The sequence below is a fragment of the Hydrogenophaga sp. A37 genome, assembly GCF_002001205.1.
Lineage (GTDB): Bacteria > Pseudomonadota > Gammaproteobacteria > Burkholderiales > Burkholderiaceae_C > Hydrogenophaga.
In genome coordinates, this window is record NZ_MUNZ01000102.1 from 47206 (window position 1) to 64970 (window position 17765).

Here is a 17765-nt window from a genome sequence, read left to right on the forward strand (position 1 = left end):
TGCTGTACAACAACATCGATCCTGGAGACTTTTTTGATGACTGATTCGACGCAGGCGTCCGCCGTTCGTCCCTGGCTCAGCGCCTATCCGCCTGGCGTACCGGCCGACATCGATGTCGCCCAGTACCCGTCGCTGGTGCACTTGCTCGAAGAGAGCTTCCAGAAAAACGCCAGCCGCCCGGCCTACAGCTTCATGGGCAAGGAACTGAGCTTTGCCCAGACCGACAGCCTGTCGCAGGCCTTTGCGGCCTACCTTCAAGGGTTGGGGCTGGTCAAGGGTGACCGTGTGGCGATCATGATGCCCAACGTGCCGCAGTACCCGGTGGCGGTCGCTGGCATCCTGCGTGCGGGCTTCGTGGTGGTGAACGTGAACCCGCTCTACACGCCGCGCGAACTGGAGCACCAGCTCAAGGACTCGGGTGCCAAGGCCATCGTCATCATCGAGAACTTCGCCGCCACGCTGGAGCAGTGCCTTGCCAACACACCGGTCAAACACGTGGTGCTCGCCGCCATGGGCGACCTGCTCGGCCTGCTCAAAGGCGCGGTCGTCAATTACGTGGTGCGCAACGTCAAGAAAATGGTGCCGACCTTCGACCTGCCCGGCGCGGTGCGTTTCAACGACGCGATTGCCAAAGGCACGCGCGGCACGCTCAAGCGTCCCGACATCAAGCCCGACGACGTGGCCGTCTTGCAGTACACCGGTGGCACCACCGGTGTCAGCAAGGGCGCGGTGCTGCTGCACCGCAACGTGATCGCCAACGTGCTGCAGTCCGAGGCCTGGAACGACCCGGTGATGAAACAGGTGCCGGCCAGCGAGCAACCCACCAGCGTGTGCGCGCTGCCGCTGTACCACATCTTCGCGTTCACGGTGAACATGATGCTGGGCATGCGCACCGGCGGCAAAGTGATCCTGATCCCCAATCCGCGCGATCTGCCGGCGGTGCTCAAGGAACTGAGCAAACACACCTTCCACAGCTTCCCGGCGGTCAACACGCTGTTCAACGGCCTGGCCAATCACCCCGATTTCAACACCGTCAACTGGAAGAACCTCAAGGTCTCGGTCGGCGGTGGCATGGCGGTGCAGGGCGCCGTGGCCAAGCTCTGGCTGGAGAAGACCGGCTGCCCGATCTGCGAAGGCTACGGACTCTCGGAAACCAGTCCCTCGGTCAGCTGCAATCCGACCACCAGCACCGAATACAGCGGCACCATCGGTGTACCCCTGCCCAACACCCTCATGACATGCCTGGACGACGACGGCGTGGAGGTGCCGCAGGGCCAACCGGGCGAGATCGCGATCAAAGGCCCGCAGGTGATGGCCGGCTACTGGCAGCGGCCCGACGAGACCGCCAAGGTCATGACCGCCGATGGTTTTTTCAAGAGTGGCGACGTGGGCATCATGGATGCGCGCGGCTATTTCAAGATCGTTGATCGGAAGAAGGACATGGTGCTGGTCAGCGGCTTCAACGTCTATCCGAATGAGATCGAAGACGTGGTCGCCCAGCTCCCCGGCGTGATGGAGTGCGCCGTGGTCGGCGTGCCCGATGAAAAATCGGGCGAGGCCGTCAAACTGGTCATCGTGAAGAAAGACACGGCGCTCACCGAAGCGCAAGTGCGCGACTTCTGCAAGAGCAACCTCACGGGCTACAAGCAGCCCAAGGTGATCGAGTTCCGAACGGAGCTGCCCAAGACGCCGGTGGGCAAGATCCTCAGGAGAGAGTTGCGCGACAAGAAGTGACGCAGCGCCTGCGACACAATGACAGGGCGGCTTCGGCCGCCTTTGTCTTTTCCGGAGCACCCGAATGACCCTCACCGCCATCGTCGCCGCCTTGCACGACGAACTTGCCAGCGTGCTGGCGCTCATGCCCGACGAACACAAGCAAGTGGTTGGTGGGCGCGAGTGTTGGGTGGGTCACCTGCACGGGCAGGACGTGGTGGCCGTGCTCAGTGGCATCGGCAAGGTGGCGGCGGCCACGACCGCCACGCTGCTCATCGAGCGTTTTGATGTGAAGCGCATCGTGTTCACGGGTGTGGCCGGCGGACTGGGGCAGGGCGTGAGGGTGGGCGACGTGGTGTTGGCGCGCAGTTTCCTGCAGCACGACATGGACGCCTCGCCCCTGTTTCCGCGCCATGAGGTGCCGGGTTACGGCCGCTCGCGTTTTGAAGCCGATGCGGGGTTGACCGATGCGCTGGAGCTGGCCTGCGACCGCATGCTGCACACATTGCCGCAGCGACTCGGTGCAGAGACAGTGGCTGCCTTCGGCCTGCAAACGCCTCGTTTGCACCAAGGCTTGCTCGTCAGCGGCGACCGTTTTGTGGCCACCACCGCCGAAAGCGAGGCCTTGCAGCGCGAGCTGCCCGAGGCGCTGGCGGTGGAGATGGAGGGCGCCGCCTTCGCGCAGGTGTGTCACGATTTTGACGTGCCCCTGGCGGTGGTGCGCACCATCTCCGACCGTGCCGACGACGCCGCGCACGTGGACTTCCCACGTTTTCTGCGCGAGGTGGCCAGCCGCTACAGTGGTGCGGTGATCGAAGCCTTGTTCCAGCCATGAGCACACCCAAGACGTTGGTGGCGGGGGCCGGCAAGCTGGCCAACGAGGTGCGGGTTGGCCTGGGGGCTTCGGCCGGCCACTGGACCGACCGGCATGCCCTGCCGCCGAGCGCGATCAGCAAGGTCACCGCCGTGGTGCACGCTGGTTCGGGGCGTGAGCTGCCCGAGATCGTGGGGTTCTGCCGCGAGCGTGGCGCGGTGTTGATCGAGCTGTCCACCGGCACCGACGTGGCCGCGCTGGCGCAGGGCATGCCCGTCGTCATTTGCCCCAACGCCAACATCCTGATGATCAAGTTCATGGCCATGCTGGCGCGCAACGGGCATTGGTTCAGGGACTGCCAGATTGCCATCACCGAATCGCATCAGGCGAACAAGACTTCGGTGCCCGGCACGGCGGTGGCCATGGCCGAGGCCCTGGGCGTGGCCCCTCAGGCCATTGTGTCGGTGCGCGACCCGGCGGTGCAGACCAGCCAGCTCGGCCTGGCACCAAAAGACCTGGCGCGGCACGCGTTCCACCGTATCCAGATCGACGACGGCGCCTGCGCCATCACCCTGGAAACCCGTGTACAGGGCAACACGCCCTATGTGGACGGCGTGCGGCGCATCATCGGCGCCGCGCTGTCTCACCCGCTGGAGAACCGCCCCTACGATGTGCTTGAATTCATCGACAACGGGTGGCTGTGAGCCGGCGGCGCCCCACTCGGTTTACTTCAACCAGCCGCGTTTGCGGAAATAGAACATGGGCACCACCGCCGACAACACCATGAGCCCGAGCGCAAACGGGTAACCCCATTTCTGGCTCAGCTCGGGCATGTACTGGAAGTTCATGCCGTAGAGGCTGGCGATCAGGGTGGGTGGCAGCAGGGCCACGCTGGCCACCGAGAAGATCTTGATGATCTTGTTCTGGTTGATGTTGATGAAACCGACCGTGGCGTCCATCAAGAAGTTGATCTTGTCGAACAGAAAGGCGGTGTGGCTGTCGAGCGAATCGAGGTCGCGCAGGATCTGGCGCGCGTCTTCGAACTGCTCGGCGCTCAACATGCGGCTGCGCATCATGAAGCTGACCGCGCGGCGCGTGTCCATCACGTTGCGGCGGATGCGGCCCGACATGTCTTCGTGGCGCGCAATGGCCGAGAGCACCTCGCCGGCCTTGTTGTCCGTCACGTTGCCGGCGAGCACCTGGCGGCTGACCTGCTCCAGGTCGTCGTAAATGTCTTCCAGCGTATCGGCGCAGTACTCGGCGTCGGCGTCGAACAGCATCAGCAGCACGTCCTTGGCGTTCTCGATCAGGCCCGGCATGCGACGCGCGCGCATGCGCAACAGGCGGAACACCGGCACGTCTTCGTCGTGGATGGAGAACAGCACGCCCTGACTCTTGAGCTCGGCGTTGTGCTCGTTCAGGATGAAGGCCACGCGGATCGCGCGCGGGTTTTCGTCATCGTCGATCAGAAAGTCGGAGCGGATGTGCCGTTCGCCGTTGTCCTCTTCGAAGAAACGCGCCGACTCTTCGATGTCCTCGTCCATCGCGTCTTCTGGGATGGACAGGCCGAAGTGCTGTTTGACCCAGCGGCGCTCTTCGAGGGTGGGTGCTTCCAGATCGACCCAGATCGGTTTGAACCGGGCCAGCTCTTCGAGCGACTCGATTTCTTCCTGGAACAGGCGGCCATTGGCCAGGGTGAAGACGTTGAGCATGGGTGCTCCCGGGCGGTGGGTCTGAGAAACGCCAGCGCGGGGCGCGCGCGGCGTGGGGCGGTTCGCGGGCGGCGCTTTCAGCCGGCCGTCCGCCTGGCGTCAGACGGGTGCGGGGGAGGCTGAAAGCACACAACTGGGAGGTGTGCTGTCCATGGGGCTCTCGGTGGGTGGAAACTGCGGCGATTATGTCACCGCAGCCTGCGCTGCGGTCTGCGCGGGCATGGCAAAAAAGTCCATCAATTCGTCCTTTCGACGCCAGGCGTCGGCCTCGCCCAGCTGGATCAGCGCGTTGACGAAGTCCGGTTCGAAGAGCAGGTAGCTCGCGAGCGATGCGGCGCTGCCGGCCTCGCCTTTTCCCGTGTTGAGCGCGCCCAGACCGGTGAGGGTGTTGCGGGTGGCGGCGGGCAGGGACTTGACATGTTTGCGCGCCAGTTCGTCGAGCGAAAAGCTCGGCTGCAACGCCAGGACCCGAACCGGGTGGTACGGCAAAGCGCCTGCCAGCTCGGGCGGCAGCCTCGACAGCGTCTGGCTGACGCGCTGGGTCTGCTCCACGTCGGACTGCAAGGTGTCGTGGAACACGCTGGCCATGGCATGGCCAGCGATGGTGCCAGCGGTGGGCTCGTTGGCGATCCGCGCCGCCATGCCCGAACGTTGCGGTTGGCCCGCGCCGATGGCGAGGATCTTTCGCGCACCAAACTGAATGGCTGGTGAGAGTGGCGAGAGCTGGCGCATGGAGCCGTCGCCGAAGTGTTCGCGATGCCCTTCGACCCACAGCGGCACGGCCGGGAACAGGAAGGGGATGGCGCTTGAGGCCATGAAATGCTCGATGGTGAGCGACTGAAATTCGGAGCGTCGACCCGGTCGGTGCCAGGGTCGGACCGGGTGGTCTGGGCGGGTCTGGCAGAAGGTCCAGTGTTCGCCGGTGGTGTAGCTGGAGGCGGTCACACCCAGTACGTCCAGGTGTTGGGCCGCCAGAGCCCGCTCCAGGCTCTGCAGATCGATGGCACGGTGAAGCGTGTCGACCAGGGGCAGAGTGTCGAGCAGCGCGTGATGGCGCCGGACTTGCCGTGCCAGCGTGAGCCCCGCCACGATGCGATTGGCGCGAACCCAGCGAGGGGCATCGAGGCGATAGACCTGTTGCGAGCGCAAGCTGCCCCAGAAGGTCGCCAGGTCCAGCAGGGCTTGCACGCCATGCCCGGCTCGGCTGGCGAGGTAGGCGGCGTTGAGCGCGCCGGCTGAGGTGCCGAACAGCCAGCGAAAGGGAAAAGTGGTGTTGGGTGCACCGTCTGTGGTGGCCCAGTGGCTGTGCATGACCGCCAGTGCTTTGAGCACGCCGGCCTGGTAGGCGGTGCGGGCGCCGCCACCCATCAGCACCAGCGCACAGCCATGGGTGGGCGCAAGCGATGCGCCGGCCGTCAGAAGGTTGTGGGTGATCAGCGTATCAAGGGACACTTGTCAAAAACCTTGTGAAGCGGCGTGCCGGTGCGGGGCGGATACATTGGGCAGTTGCCCAAAATCATGACACATCCCTTGCTCACCCCCCGTCGCGAACGCTGGTTGCTGCTCACCATCGCAGGCGTCCAGTTCACCCACATTCTCGATTTCATGATCATGATGCCACTCGGGCCGCAGTTCACGCGGCTCTTCGGCATCAGCGATGCGCAGTTCGGCCTGCTGGTCTCGGCCTACACCCTCGCGGCAGGCGTGTCTGGCCTGGCCGCGGCGACCTATGTGGACCGCTTTGACCGCAAGCACCTGCTGCTCACTTTGTACGTGCTGTTCGCGCTGGCCACACTGGCCTGCGGGCTGGCGCCGGGCTATGGGTTCTTGATGGTGGCGCGGGTCGCCGCGGGTGTGTTTGGCGGGGTGCTGTCGGCCTTGTCGCAGACCATCGTCGCCGATGTGATTCCGTTTGAGCGCCGGGGCCGGGCCATGGGCATCGTCATGTCGTCATTCTCGGTGTCCACCGTGCTGGGCGTGCCGCTGGGCCTGTTCATGGCCACTCACCTGGGCTGGCAGGCGCCCTTCATCGGCATCGCTGTGCTGAGCGGCGCGCTCGCACTGGGCGCCGCCACCACCTTGCCACCGTTGAACCACCATTTGAAGGCAAAAGACCGGCCTTCGGCATGGCGTGGCATCGGCATCGTGCTGGCCGACCGCAACCACCAGCAAGCCTTCGCTTTCTCTGCGCTGCTGATGTTCACCGGCTTCACGGTGTTGCCCTACCTCACCATTTACATGCAGGCCAATGTGGGCGTGTTGCCAGAGCAGATTCCTTACCTCTACCTCTGCGGTGGCGTGGCCACGCTGTTCACGGCGCGGCTGTTTGGCCGCTTGACCGATCGCATGGGCAAGGTGGTCACTTTCAATGCTCTCGCGGTGGGGGTGATGTTGCCGCTGTTGACCACCACGCTCATGCCCCAGTGGCCATTGTGGGCGGTGCTGGTGGTCTCGACCGGCCTGTTCGTTTTCATGAGCGGCCGCATGATCCCGGGTATGGCGCTGGTCACCGGCGCGGCCAACCCGGCATTGCGCGGCACCTTCATGGCGCTCAACGCTTCGGTGCAGTCCGCCGCCATGGGGCTGGCGTCGTTCGTCGGCGGCCTGATCATCAGCCGCGACGCCGCCGGCCTGGTGCAGCACTACTGGGTGAGCGGTCTGGTGGGGGCGAGTGCCAGCATGATGGCGATAGCGCTGGCGCGGCGCGTGCGCGTGCACAGCACTGCGGGGGGCATCCGGCCAGCGGTGTGAATGCCAAGGTTTGCCTTTTCAGCCTTTGTTGCAGCGCAGGCTTGCGCCGCTGCGCTTTCATGGGCATAGTGGGTCCAGACATCCCAGTGGCCGCCGGGAGGTCTATCCGCCCGGCGGTTTGTGTCAACCCGGAGCATTAGGAGGCTCTTCTATGAACCTGACAATCAGCGGTCACCATCTCGAGGTCACTCCCGCCCTGCGCGGATACGTCACAACCAAGCTGGAGCGAATATCACGTCACTTTGACCAAGTGGTCGACATCAAGGTGCTGCTGACAGTGGACAATTTGAAAGAGAAAGACATGCGGCAAAAGGCTGAATGCAATATTCATGTCAAGGGCAAGGACCTGTTCGCCGAATGTGCCAACGCCGACCTCTACGCCGCGGTCGATGAACTGGCCGACAAACTGGACCGCCAGGTGCTGCGCTACAAGGACAAGGCCCAGGACCACCATCACGACTCGGCCAAGCGCCTGATGTGAAGAGCTGGGCGGCCGCCCCATCGGAGGGCCGCCATGCATGCTGCGATGCAACAAGCCGCTTGCAAAGTCAAGCGGCTTTTTTGTGCCCGAAGTCTAGCCAACGCCGCTCAACTCGGCATAATTTGCGGTCCTAAGAGGCCCCCATGAACCGACTATCCGTGATTTTGCCCGCTCCGCAGGTGCTGGTTGCTGTGGACGCTACCAGCAAAAAGCGCGCGTTTGAAGAAGCCGGTTTGCTGTTTGAAACGCTGCACGGCCTCAACCGGGCGCTGATCACCGACAGCCTTTTCGCGCGCGAGCGACTCGGGTCCACTGGTCTGGGCCATGGTGTGGCCATTCCCCATGGCCGCATCAAGGGTTTGAAGCAACCCCTGGCCGCTGTGTTCCAGCTCGCCAGCCCGATCGGTTTCGACGCGCCGGACGAGCTGCCGGTCCAGCTGATGATCTTCTTGCTTGTGCCGGAAGCAGCGACACAGAAACACCTGGAAATCCTCTCCGAAATCGCCGAGCTGCTCAGTGACAGCGCTTTGCGCGAGCAGATGAAGAGCTCGACCGATGCGGGTGCGCTGCACACCCTGATCACCGGTTGGCAGTCGGCCCACGCAGCCGCGTGACCGGCAGCTCCCAAGCGGTCCAGACCGCACCATGAAGCCCACCGTCGTCAGTGCCGACGTTCTCTTTGAGGACCATCGGGACGCTCTGAAGTGGCAGTGGGTGGCCGGGCTCGGGGCCTCCGAACGCAAGTTTGATGAGGTGGCGATCCGCGAGGCGCGCTCCGGTGCCGATCTCGTGGGTTACCTCAACTACATCCACCCTTACCGCGTGCAGGTGTTCGGTGAACGGGAGATGGCCTACCTCACCAGTGCCAGCGAAGAGGACAACCGTCGGCGCATTGCGCGCATCGTGACGCTGGAGCCGCCGGTGCTCATCGTCGCCGACGCGCAGGCCGTGCCCGATGCGCTGATGGCGATGTGTGAACGGGCTCAGATCCCGATGTTTGCCACGCCCGAGCCGGCGGCCTTTGTGATTGACGTGCTGCGGGCTTACCTGTCGCGCCATTTCGCCGACCGATCATCCATGCACGGCGTGTTCATGGACATTCTCGGCATGGGTGTGATGATCACCGGCGAGTCGGGCCTGGGAAAAAGCGAACTGGGGCTGGAATTGATTTCGCGCGGCCATGGTCTGGTGGCCGATGACGCGGTGGACCTCTACCGCATCAATCAGACCAGTATCGAAGGGCGCTGCCCGGAGCTGCTGCAAAACCTGCTGGAGGTGCGCGGCATCGGCTTGTTGGACATCAAGGCCATTTTTGGTGAGACAGCGGTGCGCCGCAAGATGCGGCTTTCGCTGATCGTGCACCTTGTGCGCAAAGAGACCATGGAGCGTGATTACGACCGCATGCCCCACGAGCCGCTGTACCAGGACGTGCTCGGTGTGCCGGTGCGCAAGGCGGTCATTCAGGTGGTGGCTGGTCGCAACATCGCGGTGCTGGTGGAGGCGGCTGTGCGCAACACCATCCTGCAACTGCGCGGGATCGACACTTATCAGGAATTTGTGGCGCGCCACCGCGCGGCGATGCTGCGCGGGGAGTAGGCGGCTGCCCGAAAAATCCGCTCAGTTCTTGCTGCTGCGGTGAGGGCAGGCGGGCTTGCTGCAACTGGCGTACAGAGACAGCGCGTGTTCTTGCAACACAAAGCCGCGGGTCTTGGCAATCAACTGTTGGCGTTTCTCGATTTCCGGGTCAAAAAACTCTTCCACCCGGCCACAGTCCAGGCACACCAAATGGTCGTGGTGCTGGCCTTCGTTGAGCTCAAAGACCGCCTTGCCCGATTCGAAGTTGCTCCTCGTGAGCAGACCGGCCTGCTCAAACTGCATCAGCACCCGGTAGACGGTGGCCAGACCGATGTCGGAGTGCTCGTCCAGCAACACCCGGTACACATCCTCGGCGGTCATGTGGCGCTGCTTGGCGTTCTGGAACACCTCCAGGATTTTCAGTCTCGGCAGCGTGGCCTTCAACCCCGTGCTTTTGAGTTCATCGATATTGGTCATGGACGGGTGGGGAAACGGGCGGGCAGCACGGCTGCGGGCGGAGCCTTTCGGGACCCCGGGGCTACAATGATCGGATCATATCGCCAGCGCGCGCCGACCGCTGCAATGTCCAGCCGTTCACTGCGGTCGAGCGCGCCTTTTGTGGGTTGCTGCATGCTCCAGTTTTTCTCCCTTCCAGCCTCGCGGTCGCACGCACCGGATCGGGACACATTCCATGTGCGCACGTCGTTGGTGGTCGCCATGTGTCTGTGTCTTGGCGCATGTTCCAGCCTGCGCGAGGGGGTGGTCACGCCCTACCGGATCGATATCCTTCAAGGCAACGTTGTCACGCGCGAGCAGGCCAAGGCACTGCAACCTGGGCTGACCCGTGAGCAGGTGCGCGGACTGCTGGGTTCGCCGTTGCTCACCAGCGTGTTCCATGCCGACCGTTGGGACTACGTGTTTTCCTTCAAACGCCAGGGGCAGGCGGCGCAGCAGCGGCGTCTGACCGTGTTCTTCAAGGGGGACGTGCTGGAGCGTCACGAGGCCGACGAACTGCCCAGCGAATCCGAGTTCGTGTCTTCGTTGGACGCCCGTCGCAAGGCCGACAAGGTGCCCGTGCTGGAGGCCACCGAAGCGCAGCTGAAGGCGTTCGAATCAAGCAACACCACTCCTGGTGCAGCGCCCGCTCCGGCGCCCGCCGCCACCCCGGCCACCGACTACCCTCCACTGGAAACCCCCGGAGCCACGCGATGAGCGCTGAGCCCCAGAGCCCGCACCGCGTGTGCGTGGCCGGTGCCAGCGGCCGCATGGGCCAAATGCTGGTCGAAGCGGTGCAGGGCAGTGGCGACTGCCTGCTGTCAGGCGCGCTCGACGTGTCCACCAGCCCGGCCATCGGCTTGGATGCGGGCGCGTTTGCGGGTCGTACCACCGGGGTCGCGATCACCGCCGACCTGAGCGCAGGCCTGTCGGGCAGCCAGTTCCTGATCGATTTCACACGCCCCGAAGGCACGATGCTGCACCTGCGGTCGTGCGTGGAGCACGGTGTGAAGCTGGTGATCGGCACGACCGGTTTTTCCGAGGCGCAGAAGGCGGAGATCGCCGAGGCCTCCCAATCCATCGCCATCATGATGGCGCCCAACATGAGCGTGGGCGTGAACGTGACGATGAAGCTGCTGGAGATGGCGGCCAGGGCGCTGTCCACCGGTTACGACATCGAGATCATTGAAGCGCACCACCGCCACAAGGTGGACGCGCCCAGTGGTACTGCGCTGAAGATGGGCGAGGTGATCGCCGGTGCGCTGGGCCGCGACCTGAAAGACTGCGCCGTCTATGCCCGCGAGGGCGTGACCGGCGAGCGCGATCCGTCGTCCATCGGCTTTACCACCGTGCGCGGTGGCGACATCGTGGGTGACCACACCGTGCTGTTCGCCGGCATTGGCGAGCGCATCGAAGTGACCCACAAGTCCAGCAGCCGATCGACCTATGCCCAGGGCAGCCTGCGCGCGGTGCGCTTCCTGGCCGGCCGGTCCAGCGGTCTGTACGACATGTTTGACGTGCTCGGCCTGCGCTGAGCCAGCACCCTTTTCGTTCTTCAGGAGATTCACACATGGGCGGCGTCTGGCAAACCATTTGGCAGGGCGATGCGATCAGCCGCAGCGTGGCCTTGCTGCTGCTGGCCATGTCGGTCTCGAGCTGGGTGGTGATTCTCTGGAAGGGCTGGCTGCTGCGCCGAGCGGTGCGCGACGTGCACACCTCCACCGCCGCGTTTTGGCAGGCCGGCTACCTCGACGAAGCCCAGCAGCGCCTGAACAGCTTCGACCCGCGCCGCCTGGTGCTGCCGCTGCTGGAGGCCGCCCGCACCATTGAGCAAGCACCGCCGCAATCCCTGGCTGCTGCGGGCGACCGCTCGCAACAACTCACGCGTGTGCTGCGCGACGCCTTGCACCGTGTGCTGCACCGGCTGCAATACGGTCAGGTGCTGCTGGCCACCGTGGGTTCCACGGCCCCGTTCGTGGGCCTGCTGGGCACGGTCTGGGGCATCTACAACGCGCTCACGGCCATCGGCGTCGACGGCAAATTCCGCATTGAGCAGGTGTCGGGCCCGGTGGGTGAGGCGCTGGTCATGACCGCCGCCGGTCTGGCGGTGGCCATTCCCGCCGTGCTGGCCTACAACGTGCTCGGTCGCCAGATCGGGCGCATTGAGGCCGACCTCGAGGGCTTTGCCCGCGATCTGCGCGAATTGCTGGTGCACAGCGAGGCGCCGCGATGAGCTTCGGCCGGCTGGAAAAGCCCGCGCGGCACGAGCCGATGAGCGACATCAACGTCACGCCGCTGGTCGACGTGATGCTGGTGCTGCTGGTGATCTTCATCATCACCGCGCCGCTGATGTCCAGCCGCCTTGAGCTGGAACTGCCCAAGGCCAGCGAGCCGGTGGCCGCATCGGCCGAGCCCGAGGCGTTCATCTCGATCAGCGTGGACCCCCAGGGCCAGGTGTTCTGGGACGAGCAGCCGGTCGACCCCGCCGAGCTGAAGAAGCGCCTGACGGAGACCGCACAGCGCAACCCCGAGACCGAGCTGCAACTGCGCGCTGACACGGCCGTGCCCTACGGGCGCGTGGTGCAGCTGATCGGTCTGGCACAGAGCGTGGGCCTGTCGCGCATCGGTTTTGTGGCCGATCCGGCCACGGGTGAGGCCACCGCACCGGCGCCGACGCGCTGAGTGCTGCTTCGCTGGTGAAGGGCAGGGTGCCCCAAGCCCTAAAATCGGGGGCTACGCAGCGCGCTGCCCCTTTCATTCGCCGGCCCGGTCCGGCCCCTGGTTCATGCAAGAAAAATACGCCCACAAGGATGTCGAGCGCGCCGCGCACGCCCACTGGAACGCCACCGACGCCTACCGCGTGACCGAGGTCGCCGGCAAGAAGAAGTTCTACGCCTGCTCCATGCTGCCCTACCCCAGCGGCAAGCTGCACATGGGCCATGTGCGCAACTACACCATCAACGACATGCTCACGCGCTACCTGCGCATGAACGGCCACAACGTGTTGATGCCCATGGGCTGGGACGCCTTCGGCCTGCCGGCCGAAAACGCGGCGCTGAAGAACGGTGTGCCGCCGGCCAAGTGGACCTACGAAAACATCGCCTACATGAAGCAGCAGATGCAGGCGATGGGGCTCGCCATCGACTGGTCGCGCGAAGTGGCCACCTGCGACCCGAGCTACTACAAGTGGAACCAGTGGCTGTTCCTGAAGATGCTGGATAAGGGCATCGCCTACCGCAAGACCCAGATCGTCAACTGGGACCCGATCGACCAGACCGTGCTGGCCAACGAGCAGGTGATCGACGGCAAGGGCTGGCGCACCGGCGCCACGGTGGAAAAGCGCGAGATCCCGGGTTATTACCTGAACATCACCTCGTACGCCGACGAGCTGCTCGACCACGTGCAGCTGGGCAACCCCAGGGCCACGCTGAACGGCTGGCCCGACAAGGTTCGCCTGATGCAGGAGAACTGGATCGGCAAGAGCGAAGGCGTGCGCTTCGCTTTCCCACACACCATCAAAGGTGCGGATGATGCGCTGATCGGCGACGGCAAGATGTACGTGTTCACCACGCGCGCCGACACCATCATGGGCGTGACCTTCTGCGCCGTGGCCGCCGAGCACCCGCTGGCCCACCACGCCGCCTTGACCAATCCTGCGCTCGCTGCGTTCATCGAAGAATGCAAGACCGGTGGCACCACCGAAGCCGAGCTCGCCACGCAGGAAAAGAAGGGCATGGCCACCGGCCTGTTCGTCACGCACCCGCTGACCGGCGCCCAGGTCGAGGTCTGGGTCGGCAACTACGTGCTCATGAGCTACGGCGATGGCGCCGTGATGGGCGTGCCGGCGCACGATGAGCGCGACTTCGCGTTTGCGTTGAAATACGACCTGAAGATCCAGCAGGTGGTGGCCGTTGAAGGCGAGACGTTCATCAATACTGCCTGGGCCGACAGCTACGCCGACAAGCAACGCGGCGTGTGCGTCAACTCCGGCGTGCTGGATGGTTTGACCCAGAAAGCCGCCGTCGACAAGGTCGCCGAGCTGCTGGCCGCCCAAGGCCTGGGCGAAAAGAAAACCACCTTCCGCCTGCGCGACTGGGGAATCAGCCGCCAGCGCTACTGGGGCACGCCGATCCCCATGATCCACTGCGCCGAACACGGTGCGGTGCCGGTGCCTGAAAAAGACCTGCCGGTGGTGCTGCCTCAGGACTGCATCCCCGATGGCTCGGGCAACCCGCTGCACAAGCACGAAGGCTTCCACGCCGGCGTCACCTGCCCGATCTGCGGAAAAGCGGCGCGGCGCGAGACCGACACCATGGACACCTTCGTGGATTCGTCCTGGTACTTCATGCGCTATTGCGACCCGAGCAACAGCGAAAAGATGGTCGCCGAGGGTGCGGACTACTGGATGCCGATGGACCAGTACATCGGGGGCATCGAACACGCGATCCTGCACCTGCTGTACGCGCGATTCTGGACCAAGGTCATGCGCGACCTCGGCCTGGTGAAGGTGGACGAGCCGTTCAGCAAGCTGCTGACCCAGGGCATGGTGCTCAACCACATCTACTCGCGCCGCACCGAGAAGGGTGGCAAGGACTACTTCTGGCCGCAGGACGTCGAACATGTGTTCGACGAGGCCGGCAAGGTGGTCGGTGCCAAGCTGATCAAGGCCGTGGGTGATTTGCCCGTGGGCACGCCCATCGACTACGAGGGCGTGGGCACCATGTCCAAGTCCAAGAACAACGGCGTCGATCCGCAGGACCTGATCGAGAAGTACGGCGCCGACACCGCGCGCCTGTACACCATGTTCACCGCGCCGCCCGAGGCCACGCTGGAGTGGAACGACACCGCCGTGGAAGGCAGCTACCGATTCTTGAAGCGGGTTTGGTCAACTTGCAGCTTTGCACTTGAAGATGCCAACGCGCACCCGGAAGCACGCTTTGCGGCGATTGACTCGAACGCCGTTAAAGCGGACATGGGCAAAGCGCGTCGTGAGGTGCATCTAATTCTCAAGCAAGCGTCCTACGACTACGAGCGTATGCAATACAACACCGTGGTGTCGGCTTGTATGAAGCTTCTAAACGTCATCGACAGCCCTGCGATGCAGATGGCCTTAGGTCGTGCAGTTGTTGGCGGAGATGAAGAAAAAACTCACCAGAGCCGCGATTTGGTAGCAAGGCTGCGAACGACGGTAGCTTTTGAGGCAATCGGCATACTTTTGCGTTGCTTGTACCCAGCTTGCCCGCACATCGCCCATGCGCTTTGGATTGAGCTCGGTTTTGTTGGGCAATATGGTGATTTGCTTGACGCTCCTTGGCCAGTCGCAGATGAAACTGCGTTGGTGCAGGATGAAGTCGAGCTCATGCTGCAGATCAACGGCAAGCTGCGTGGCAGCATCACCGTGCCGGCCAGCGCCGACAAGGCTGCCATCGAAGCCGCGGCGCTGGCGAGCGAGGCCTTTGTCAAGCAGGCCAATGGCGCCGCCCCGAAAAAGGTGGTGGTCGTGCCGGGCCGCCTGGTCAACGTGGTGGTATAAAAGTCGCGTCATGAAGCCCAACACCCCCTTCGCCCCCCAGTCCTCCCGCGAGACGCCGGAGCCTTCCAACTCCGGGCGGCGCGTGGCGCTGAGGACGCTGGCCAGCGCGGGCGCACTGCTGGCGACCGCTGGTTTGGGTGGTTGTGGTTTTGCCTTGCGCCAGGCGCCCAAGTTTGCGTTCGAATCGGTGTTGGTGACCGGGTTCGAGAACACGCAGGTGTCCCGTGCCCTCCAGCAGGCCATGGTGTCGGCGGGCATCCAGGTGGCCAACGCCTCCAAGGCCGCCCAGGTCACTCCCGGTGTGGCGCCCGCGCAGGTGATGTTGCAGGTGAACCGTGACCACCACGAGCGCGTGGTGTCGGGGCAGACCGACTCGGGACAGGTGCGGGAGCTGACGCTGCGTGTGCGGTTCCGCTTCCGCCTGAGCACGGCGGCGGGCAAGGTCCTGATCGACGACACCGAGCTGCTGCTGGAGCGCGACATCAGCTTCACGGAAACCGCCGCGCTGGCCAAGGCGGCGGAAGAAAACACCATGTTCCACGACATGGAAGGCGACATCGCGCAGCAGGTGTTGCGCCGCCTGGCCGCCGTGAAGTCGCTCTGAAGCCATGCAGGTGGCGGCCCCGCAGCTGGCCGGGCAATTGCAGCGCGGGCTCAAGTCCCTCTACACCCTGCATGGCGACGAGCCGCTTCTGATCCAGGAAGCGGCCGACGCCATCCGCGCCGTTGCACGCGAGCAGGGCTACACCGAGCGCACCGTGCACACGGTGGCCGGGGCGCACTTCGACTGGAGCGAGGTGCTCGCCAGCGGGGGCTCCATGAGCCTGTTCGCCGACAAACAGCTGATCGAAATCCGGGTGCCTTCGGGCAAGCCGGGCAAGGACGGCTCGCAGGTCCTGCAGCAGTTGGCCGAGGCCGCGCGGGACAACGACAGCACGCTCACGCTGGTGCTGCTGCCTCGCCTGGATGCCGCCACGCAGAAGGGCGCCTGGTTTACCGCGCTCGACAGCTTTGGCGTGACCGTGAAGGTGGACCCGGTCGAGCGCCAGGCGCTGCCGGCCTGGATCGCGCAGCGTCTGCAGCAGCAGGGCCAGCGCGTCGCGTCGGGCGAAGAAGGCCAGCGCACGTTGCAGTTTTTTGCGGACCGCGTCGAGGGCAACCTGCTGGCCGCGCACCAGGAAATCCAGAAGCTCGGGCTGCTGTACCCGGCGGGTGAGTTGTCGCTGGAGCAGGTGGAAAACGCGGTGCTCAACGTGGCACGCTACACCCCGTTCAAGCTCGCCGAAGCCGTGCTGGGCGGGCAGGTGCTGCGCGTGCAGCGCATGCTCGACGGCCTGCAGGCCGAAGGCGAAGCGGCGGTGCTGGTGCACTGGGCGCTGGCCGAAGACATCCGCACCCTCAACCGCATCCGCAACGCGATGGACGCCGGCCGCCCGCTGCCGATGGCGCTGCGTGAAAACCGCGTCTGGGGCCTGAAGGAAAAGCTGATGGAGCGGGCGCTGCCGCTGATCCGGCCGGCCCAGCTGGTTCAGTGGTTGCAGGACGCCCACACGGTGGACGGCATCGTCAAAGGTCTCAAGCAGCCCGACTGGCCGGCCGACCCGTGGGACGCGCTGCACCGCATGGCGCTACGCGTGGCCCAGGCCTGCGCGCTGCGCTGAATCAGACCGTTGCCGACTGTCGCAACGCGGTGTCCCGGAAATCGCTGGGCGGGAGCCCCGCATGTTCGCGGAACACGCGACTGAAGTGTGCGCCGTTGCTGAACCCCCAGGAAAACGCGATGTCGGTGATGGTGCGCTGCGCCAATGCCGGGTTTTTCAGGTCGCGCATGCAGGCCTGCAATCGGCGCCGCAGGATGTGGTGCGCGAGCGTGTCGTCCTCGGTGCTGAAGGCGTTGTGCAGGTGGCGTTTGCTGCAGTTCATCGATTGGGCGATGCGTTCGATGGACAGGTCCGGATCGCGCAGGTGGTGCCCGATGTGTTCGCGAATGCGATCTCGAAACGCTTCGAGCTGGGTGGTGGCGCTCTCGCGGCCCGCCAGTTCCTGCAGCGACAGGCGCACCAGCTCGATGATCATTTCACCCGCGCCGCGGGCGGTGGTCTCACTCATGGCGGGCAGCTCCTGGTAGGTGCTGCGCATGGTCTCCAGGGCCACCCGTGAAATGCCGCTGGCGCCGCCCACATGGCGCGCCATCAGGGGTTCCAGCCGCAGCCCCCGTTCGATGAACTGTTGCTTGGGCAGCATCACGATGAGGTGTTCTACCCTTTCCGGGTTGGTGATCTCGTAGCTGCCGGTGGTGTCGTAGATGGCCCAGCCGCCTGGCCGCACCCAGGCCTGCCGCCCTTGCTGTTCAACCGCCGCACTGCCTTGCCAGGGCGCCACGATCTTCAGGTAGTTGGTGTCACTGGCGCTGGCCAGCTTGGGGCTGCGCAGAACGCGGTGGCGGTTCGCCTCCAGCTTGGTCAGCACCACGTCGCCGGCTTGCGAGGCGCTCATGTGGCCGTCAAAAACAGTGTCGCCGTACAGGTCGGACTCCAGGCCGCCGAAGTGCCGCCACACCCAGTCGCGCCACGCGGCGGCGCGTTCGCCGGGTGCGACAGCGTCGGTGCTCATCACGGGCAAAGGGATCATGCGGACTCCAGCAAGGGATGGCGGAAATTATGGTGGGGCACCCGCATCCCTGGGGTGGGC

19 protein-coding genes are annotated in these 17765 nt (G+C 64.7%); 14 read left to right on the forward strand and 5 right to left on the reverse strand.

Translation table 11 applies throughout. The features are described 5' to 3' along the window. Positions 1-36 precede the first annotated feature (36 nt). From B0E41_RS12180 to B0E41_RS12190, 3 genes are all read left to right on the forward strand, one after another. On the forward strand, positions 37-1734 hold the full coding sequence (locus B0E41_RS12180; RefSeq protein WP_077331421.1) for a long-chain-fatty-acid--CoA ligase: 1698 nt from the start codon (positions 37-39) through the stop codon (positions 1732-1734). A 64-nt stretch (positions 1735-1798) separates the two neighbouring features. Then, positions 1799-2548: a 5'-methylthioadenosine/adenosylhomocysteine nucleosidase gene (locus tag B0E41_RS12185; protein ID WP_077331422.1), complete on the forward strand. Its 750-nt coding sequence runs from the start codon at positions 1799-1801 to the stop codon at positions 2546-2548. Next, positions 2545-3231 (forward strand): dihydrodipicolinate reductase C-terminal domain-containing protein, encoded by a 687-nt coding sequence (locus B0E41_RS12190; protein WP_077331423.1) that lies wholly within the window; start codon positions 2545-2547, stop codon positions 3229-3231. The genes B0E41_RS12185 and B0E41_RS12190 overlap by 4 nt, the downstream gene beginning before the upstream one ends. Before the next feature lie 21 nt (positions 3232-3252). Here B0E41_RS12190 and corA read toward each other — a convergent pair whose 3' ends face one another. Together corA and B0E41_RS12200 are read right to left on the reverse strand one after the other, a co-directional pair. Beyond that, positions 3253-4239: a magnesium/cobalt transporter CorA gene (corA, locus tag B0E41_RS12195; RefSeq protein ID WP_077331424.1), complete on the reverse strand. Its 987-nt coding sequence runs from the start codon at positions 4237-4239 to the stop codon at positions 3253-3255. Positions 4240-4422: 183 nt separating this feature from the next. Then, positions 4423-5691, reverse strand: a complete 1269-nt coding sequence (locus B0E41_RS12200; protein WP_077331425.1) for a patatin-like phospholipase family protein — start codon at positions 5689-5691, stop codon at positions 4423-4425. 66 nt (positions 5692-5757) lie between these two features. On the opposite strand from B0E41_RS12200, the gene B0E41_RS12205 reads away from it, so the two are divergent. The 4 genes from B0E41_RS12205 to hprK all read left to right on the forward strand — a co-directional run bounded on the left by B0E41_RS12205 (position 5758) and on the right by hprK (position 9067). Continuing rightward, a complete protein-coding gene (locus B0E41_RS12205; protein WP_077331426.1) occupies positions 5758-6990 on the forward strand; it encodes an MFS transporter in 1233 nt (410 codons plus the stop codon). 151 nt (positions 6991-7141) lie between these two features. Beyond that, on the forward strand, positions 7142-7471 hold the full coding sequence (gene raiA, locus B0E41_RS12210) for a ribosome-associated translation inhibitor RaiA (RefSeq protein ID WP_077331427.1): 330 nt from the start codon (positions 7142-7144) through the stop codon (positions 7469-7471). A 143-nt stretch (positions 7472-7614) separates the two neighbouring features. Then, a complete protein-coding gene (locus tag B0E41_RS12215; protein WP_077331428.1) occupies positions 7615-8085 on the forward strand; it encodes a PTS sugar transporter subunit IIA in 471 nt (156 codons plus the stop codon). Positions 8086-8116: 31 nt separating this feature from the next. After that, the gene (gene hprK / locus B0E41_RS12220) at positions 8117-9067 is read left to right on the forward strand and encodes an HPr(Ser) kinase/phosphatase (RefSeq protein WP_077331429.1); all 951 of its coding nucleotides are present in this window, start codon (positions 8117-8119) and stop codon (positions 9065-9067) included. A 21-nt stretch (positions 9068-9088) separates the two neighbouring features. On the opposite strand, the gene fur is transcribed toward hprK, so the two are convergent. Further along, entirely contained in the window at positions 9089-9523 is a 435-nt protein-coding gene (gene fur / locus B0E41_RS12225; RefSeq protein WP_077331430.1) for a ferric iron uptake transcriptional regulator, read from the reverse strand. Then, positions 9520-9765 (reverse strand): hypothetical protein, encoded by a 246-nt coding sequence (locus B0E41_RS26580; RefSeq protein WP_143433803.1) that lies wholly within the window; start codon positions 9763-9765, stop codon positions 9520-9522. Before B0E41_RS26580 ends, fur begins: the two co-directional genes overlap by 4 nt. On the opposite strand from B0E41_RS26580, the gene B0E41_RS12230 reads away from it, so the two are divergent. The 7 genes from B0E41_RS12230 to holA all read left to right on the forward strand — a co-directional run bounded on the left by B0E41_RS12230 (position 9764) and on the right by holA (position 16735). Then, positions 9764-10258 (forward strand): outer membrane protein assembly factor BamE, encoded by a 495-nt coding sequence (locus B0E41_RS12230; RefSeq protein ID WP_143433804.1) that lies wholly within the window; start codon positions 9764-9766, stop codon positions 10256-10258. The genes B0E41_RS26580 and B0E41_RS12230 overlap by 2 nt on opposite strands. Next, complete coding sequence (gene dapB, locus B0E41_RS12235) at positions 10255-11076, forward strand: 4-hydroxy-tetrahydrodipicolinate reductase (protein ID WP_077331431.1); 822 nt, start codon at positions 10255-10257, stop codon at positions 11074-11076. Before B0E41_RS12230 ends, dapB begins: the two co-directional genes overlap by 4 nt. Before the next feature lie 35 nt (positions 11077-11111). Next, entirely contained in the window at positions 11112-11774 is a 663-nt protein-coding gene (locus tag B0E41_RS12240) for a MotA/TolQ/ExbB proton channel family protein (protein WP_077331432.1), read from the forward strand. Next, complete coding sequence (locus B0E41_RS12245) at positions 11771-12223, forward strand: biopolymer transporter ExbD (protein WP_077331433.1); 453 nt, start codon at positions 11771-11773, stop codon at positions 12221-12223. The genes B0E41_RS12240 and B0E41_RS12245 overlap by 4 nt, the downstream gene beginning before the upstream one ends. 103 nt (positions 12224-12326) lie before the next feature. Then, complete coding sequence (leuS, locus tag B0E41_RS12250; protein ID WP_077331434.1) at positions 12327-15074, forward strand: leucine--tRNA ligase; 2748 nt, start codon at positions 12327-12329, stop codon at positions 15072-15074. 10 nt (positions 15075-15084) lie between these two features. Further along, positions 15085-15678, forward strand: coding sequence for an LPS assembly lipoprotein LptE (lptE, locus tag B0E41_RS12255; protein ID WP_077331435.1), 594 nt, complete (start codon positions 15085-15087; stop codon positions 15676-15678). Positions 15679-15682: 4 nt separating this feature from the next. After that, positions 15683-16735 (forward strand): DNA polymerase III subunit delta, encoded by a 1053-nt coding sequence (gene holA / locus B0E41_RS12260; RefSeq protein WP_077331436.1) that lies wholly within the window; start codon positions 15683-15685, stop codon positions 16733-16735. 1 nt (position 16736) lies between these two features. On the opposite strand, the gene B0E41_RS12265 is transcribed toward holA, so the two are convergent. Beyond that, positions 16737-17705, reverse strand: a complete 969-nt coding sequence (locus B0E41_RS12265; RefSeq protein ID WP_077331437.1) for a helix-turn-helix domain-containing protein — start codon at positions 17703-17705, stop codon at positions 16737-16739. Between the last annotated feature and the right edge of the window lie 60 nt (positions 17706-17765).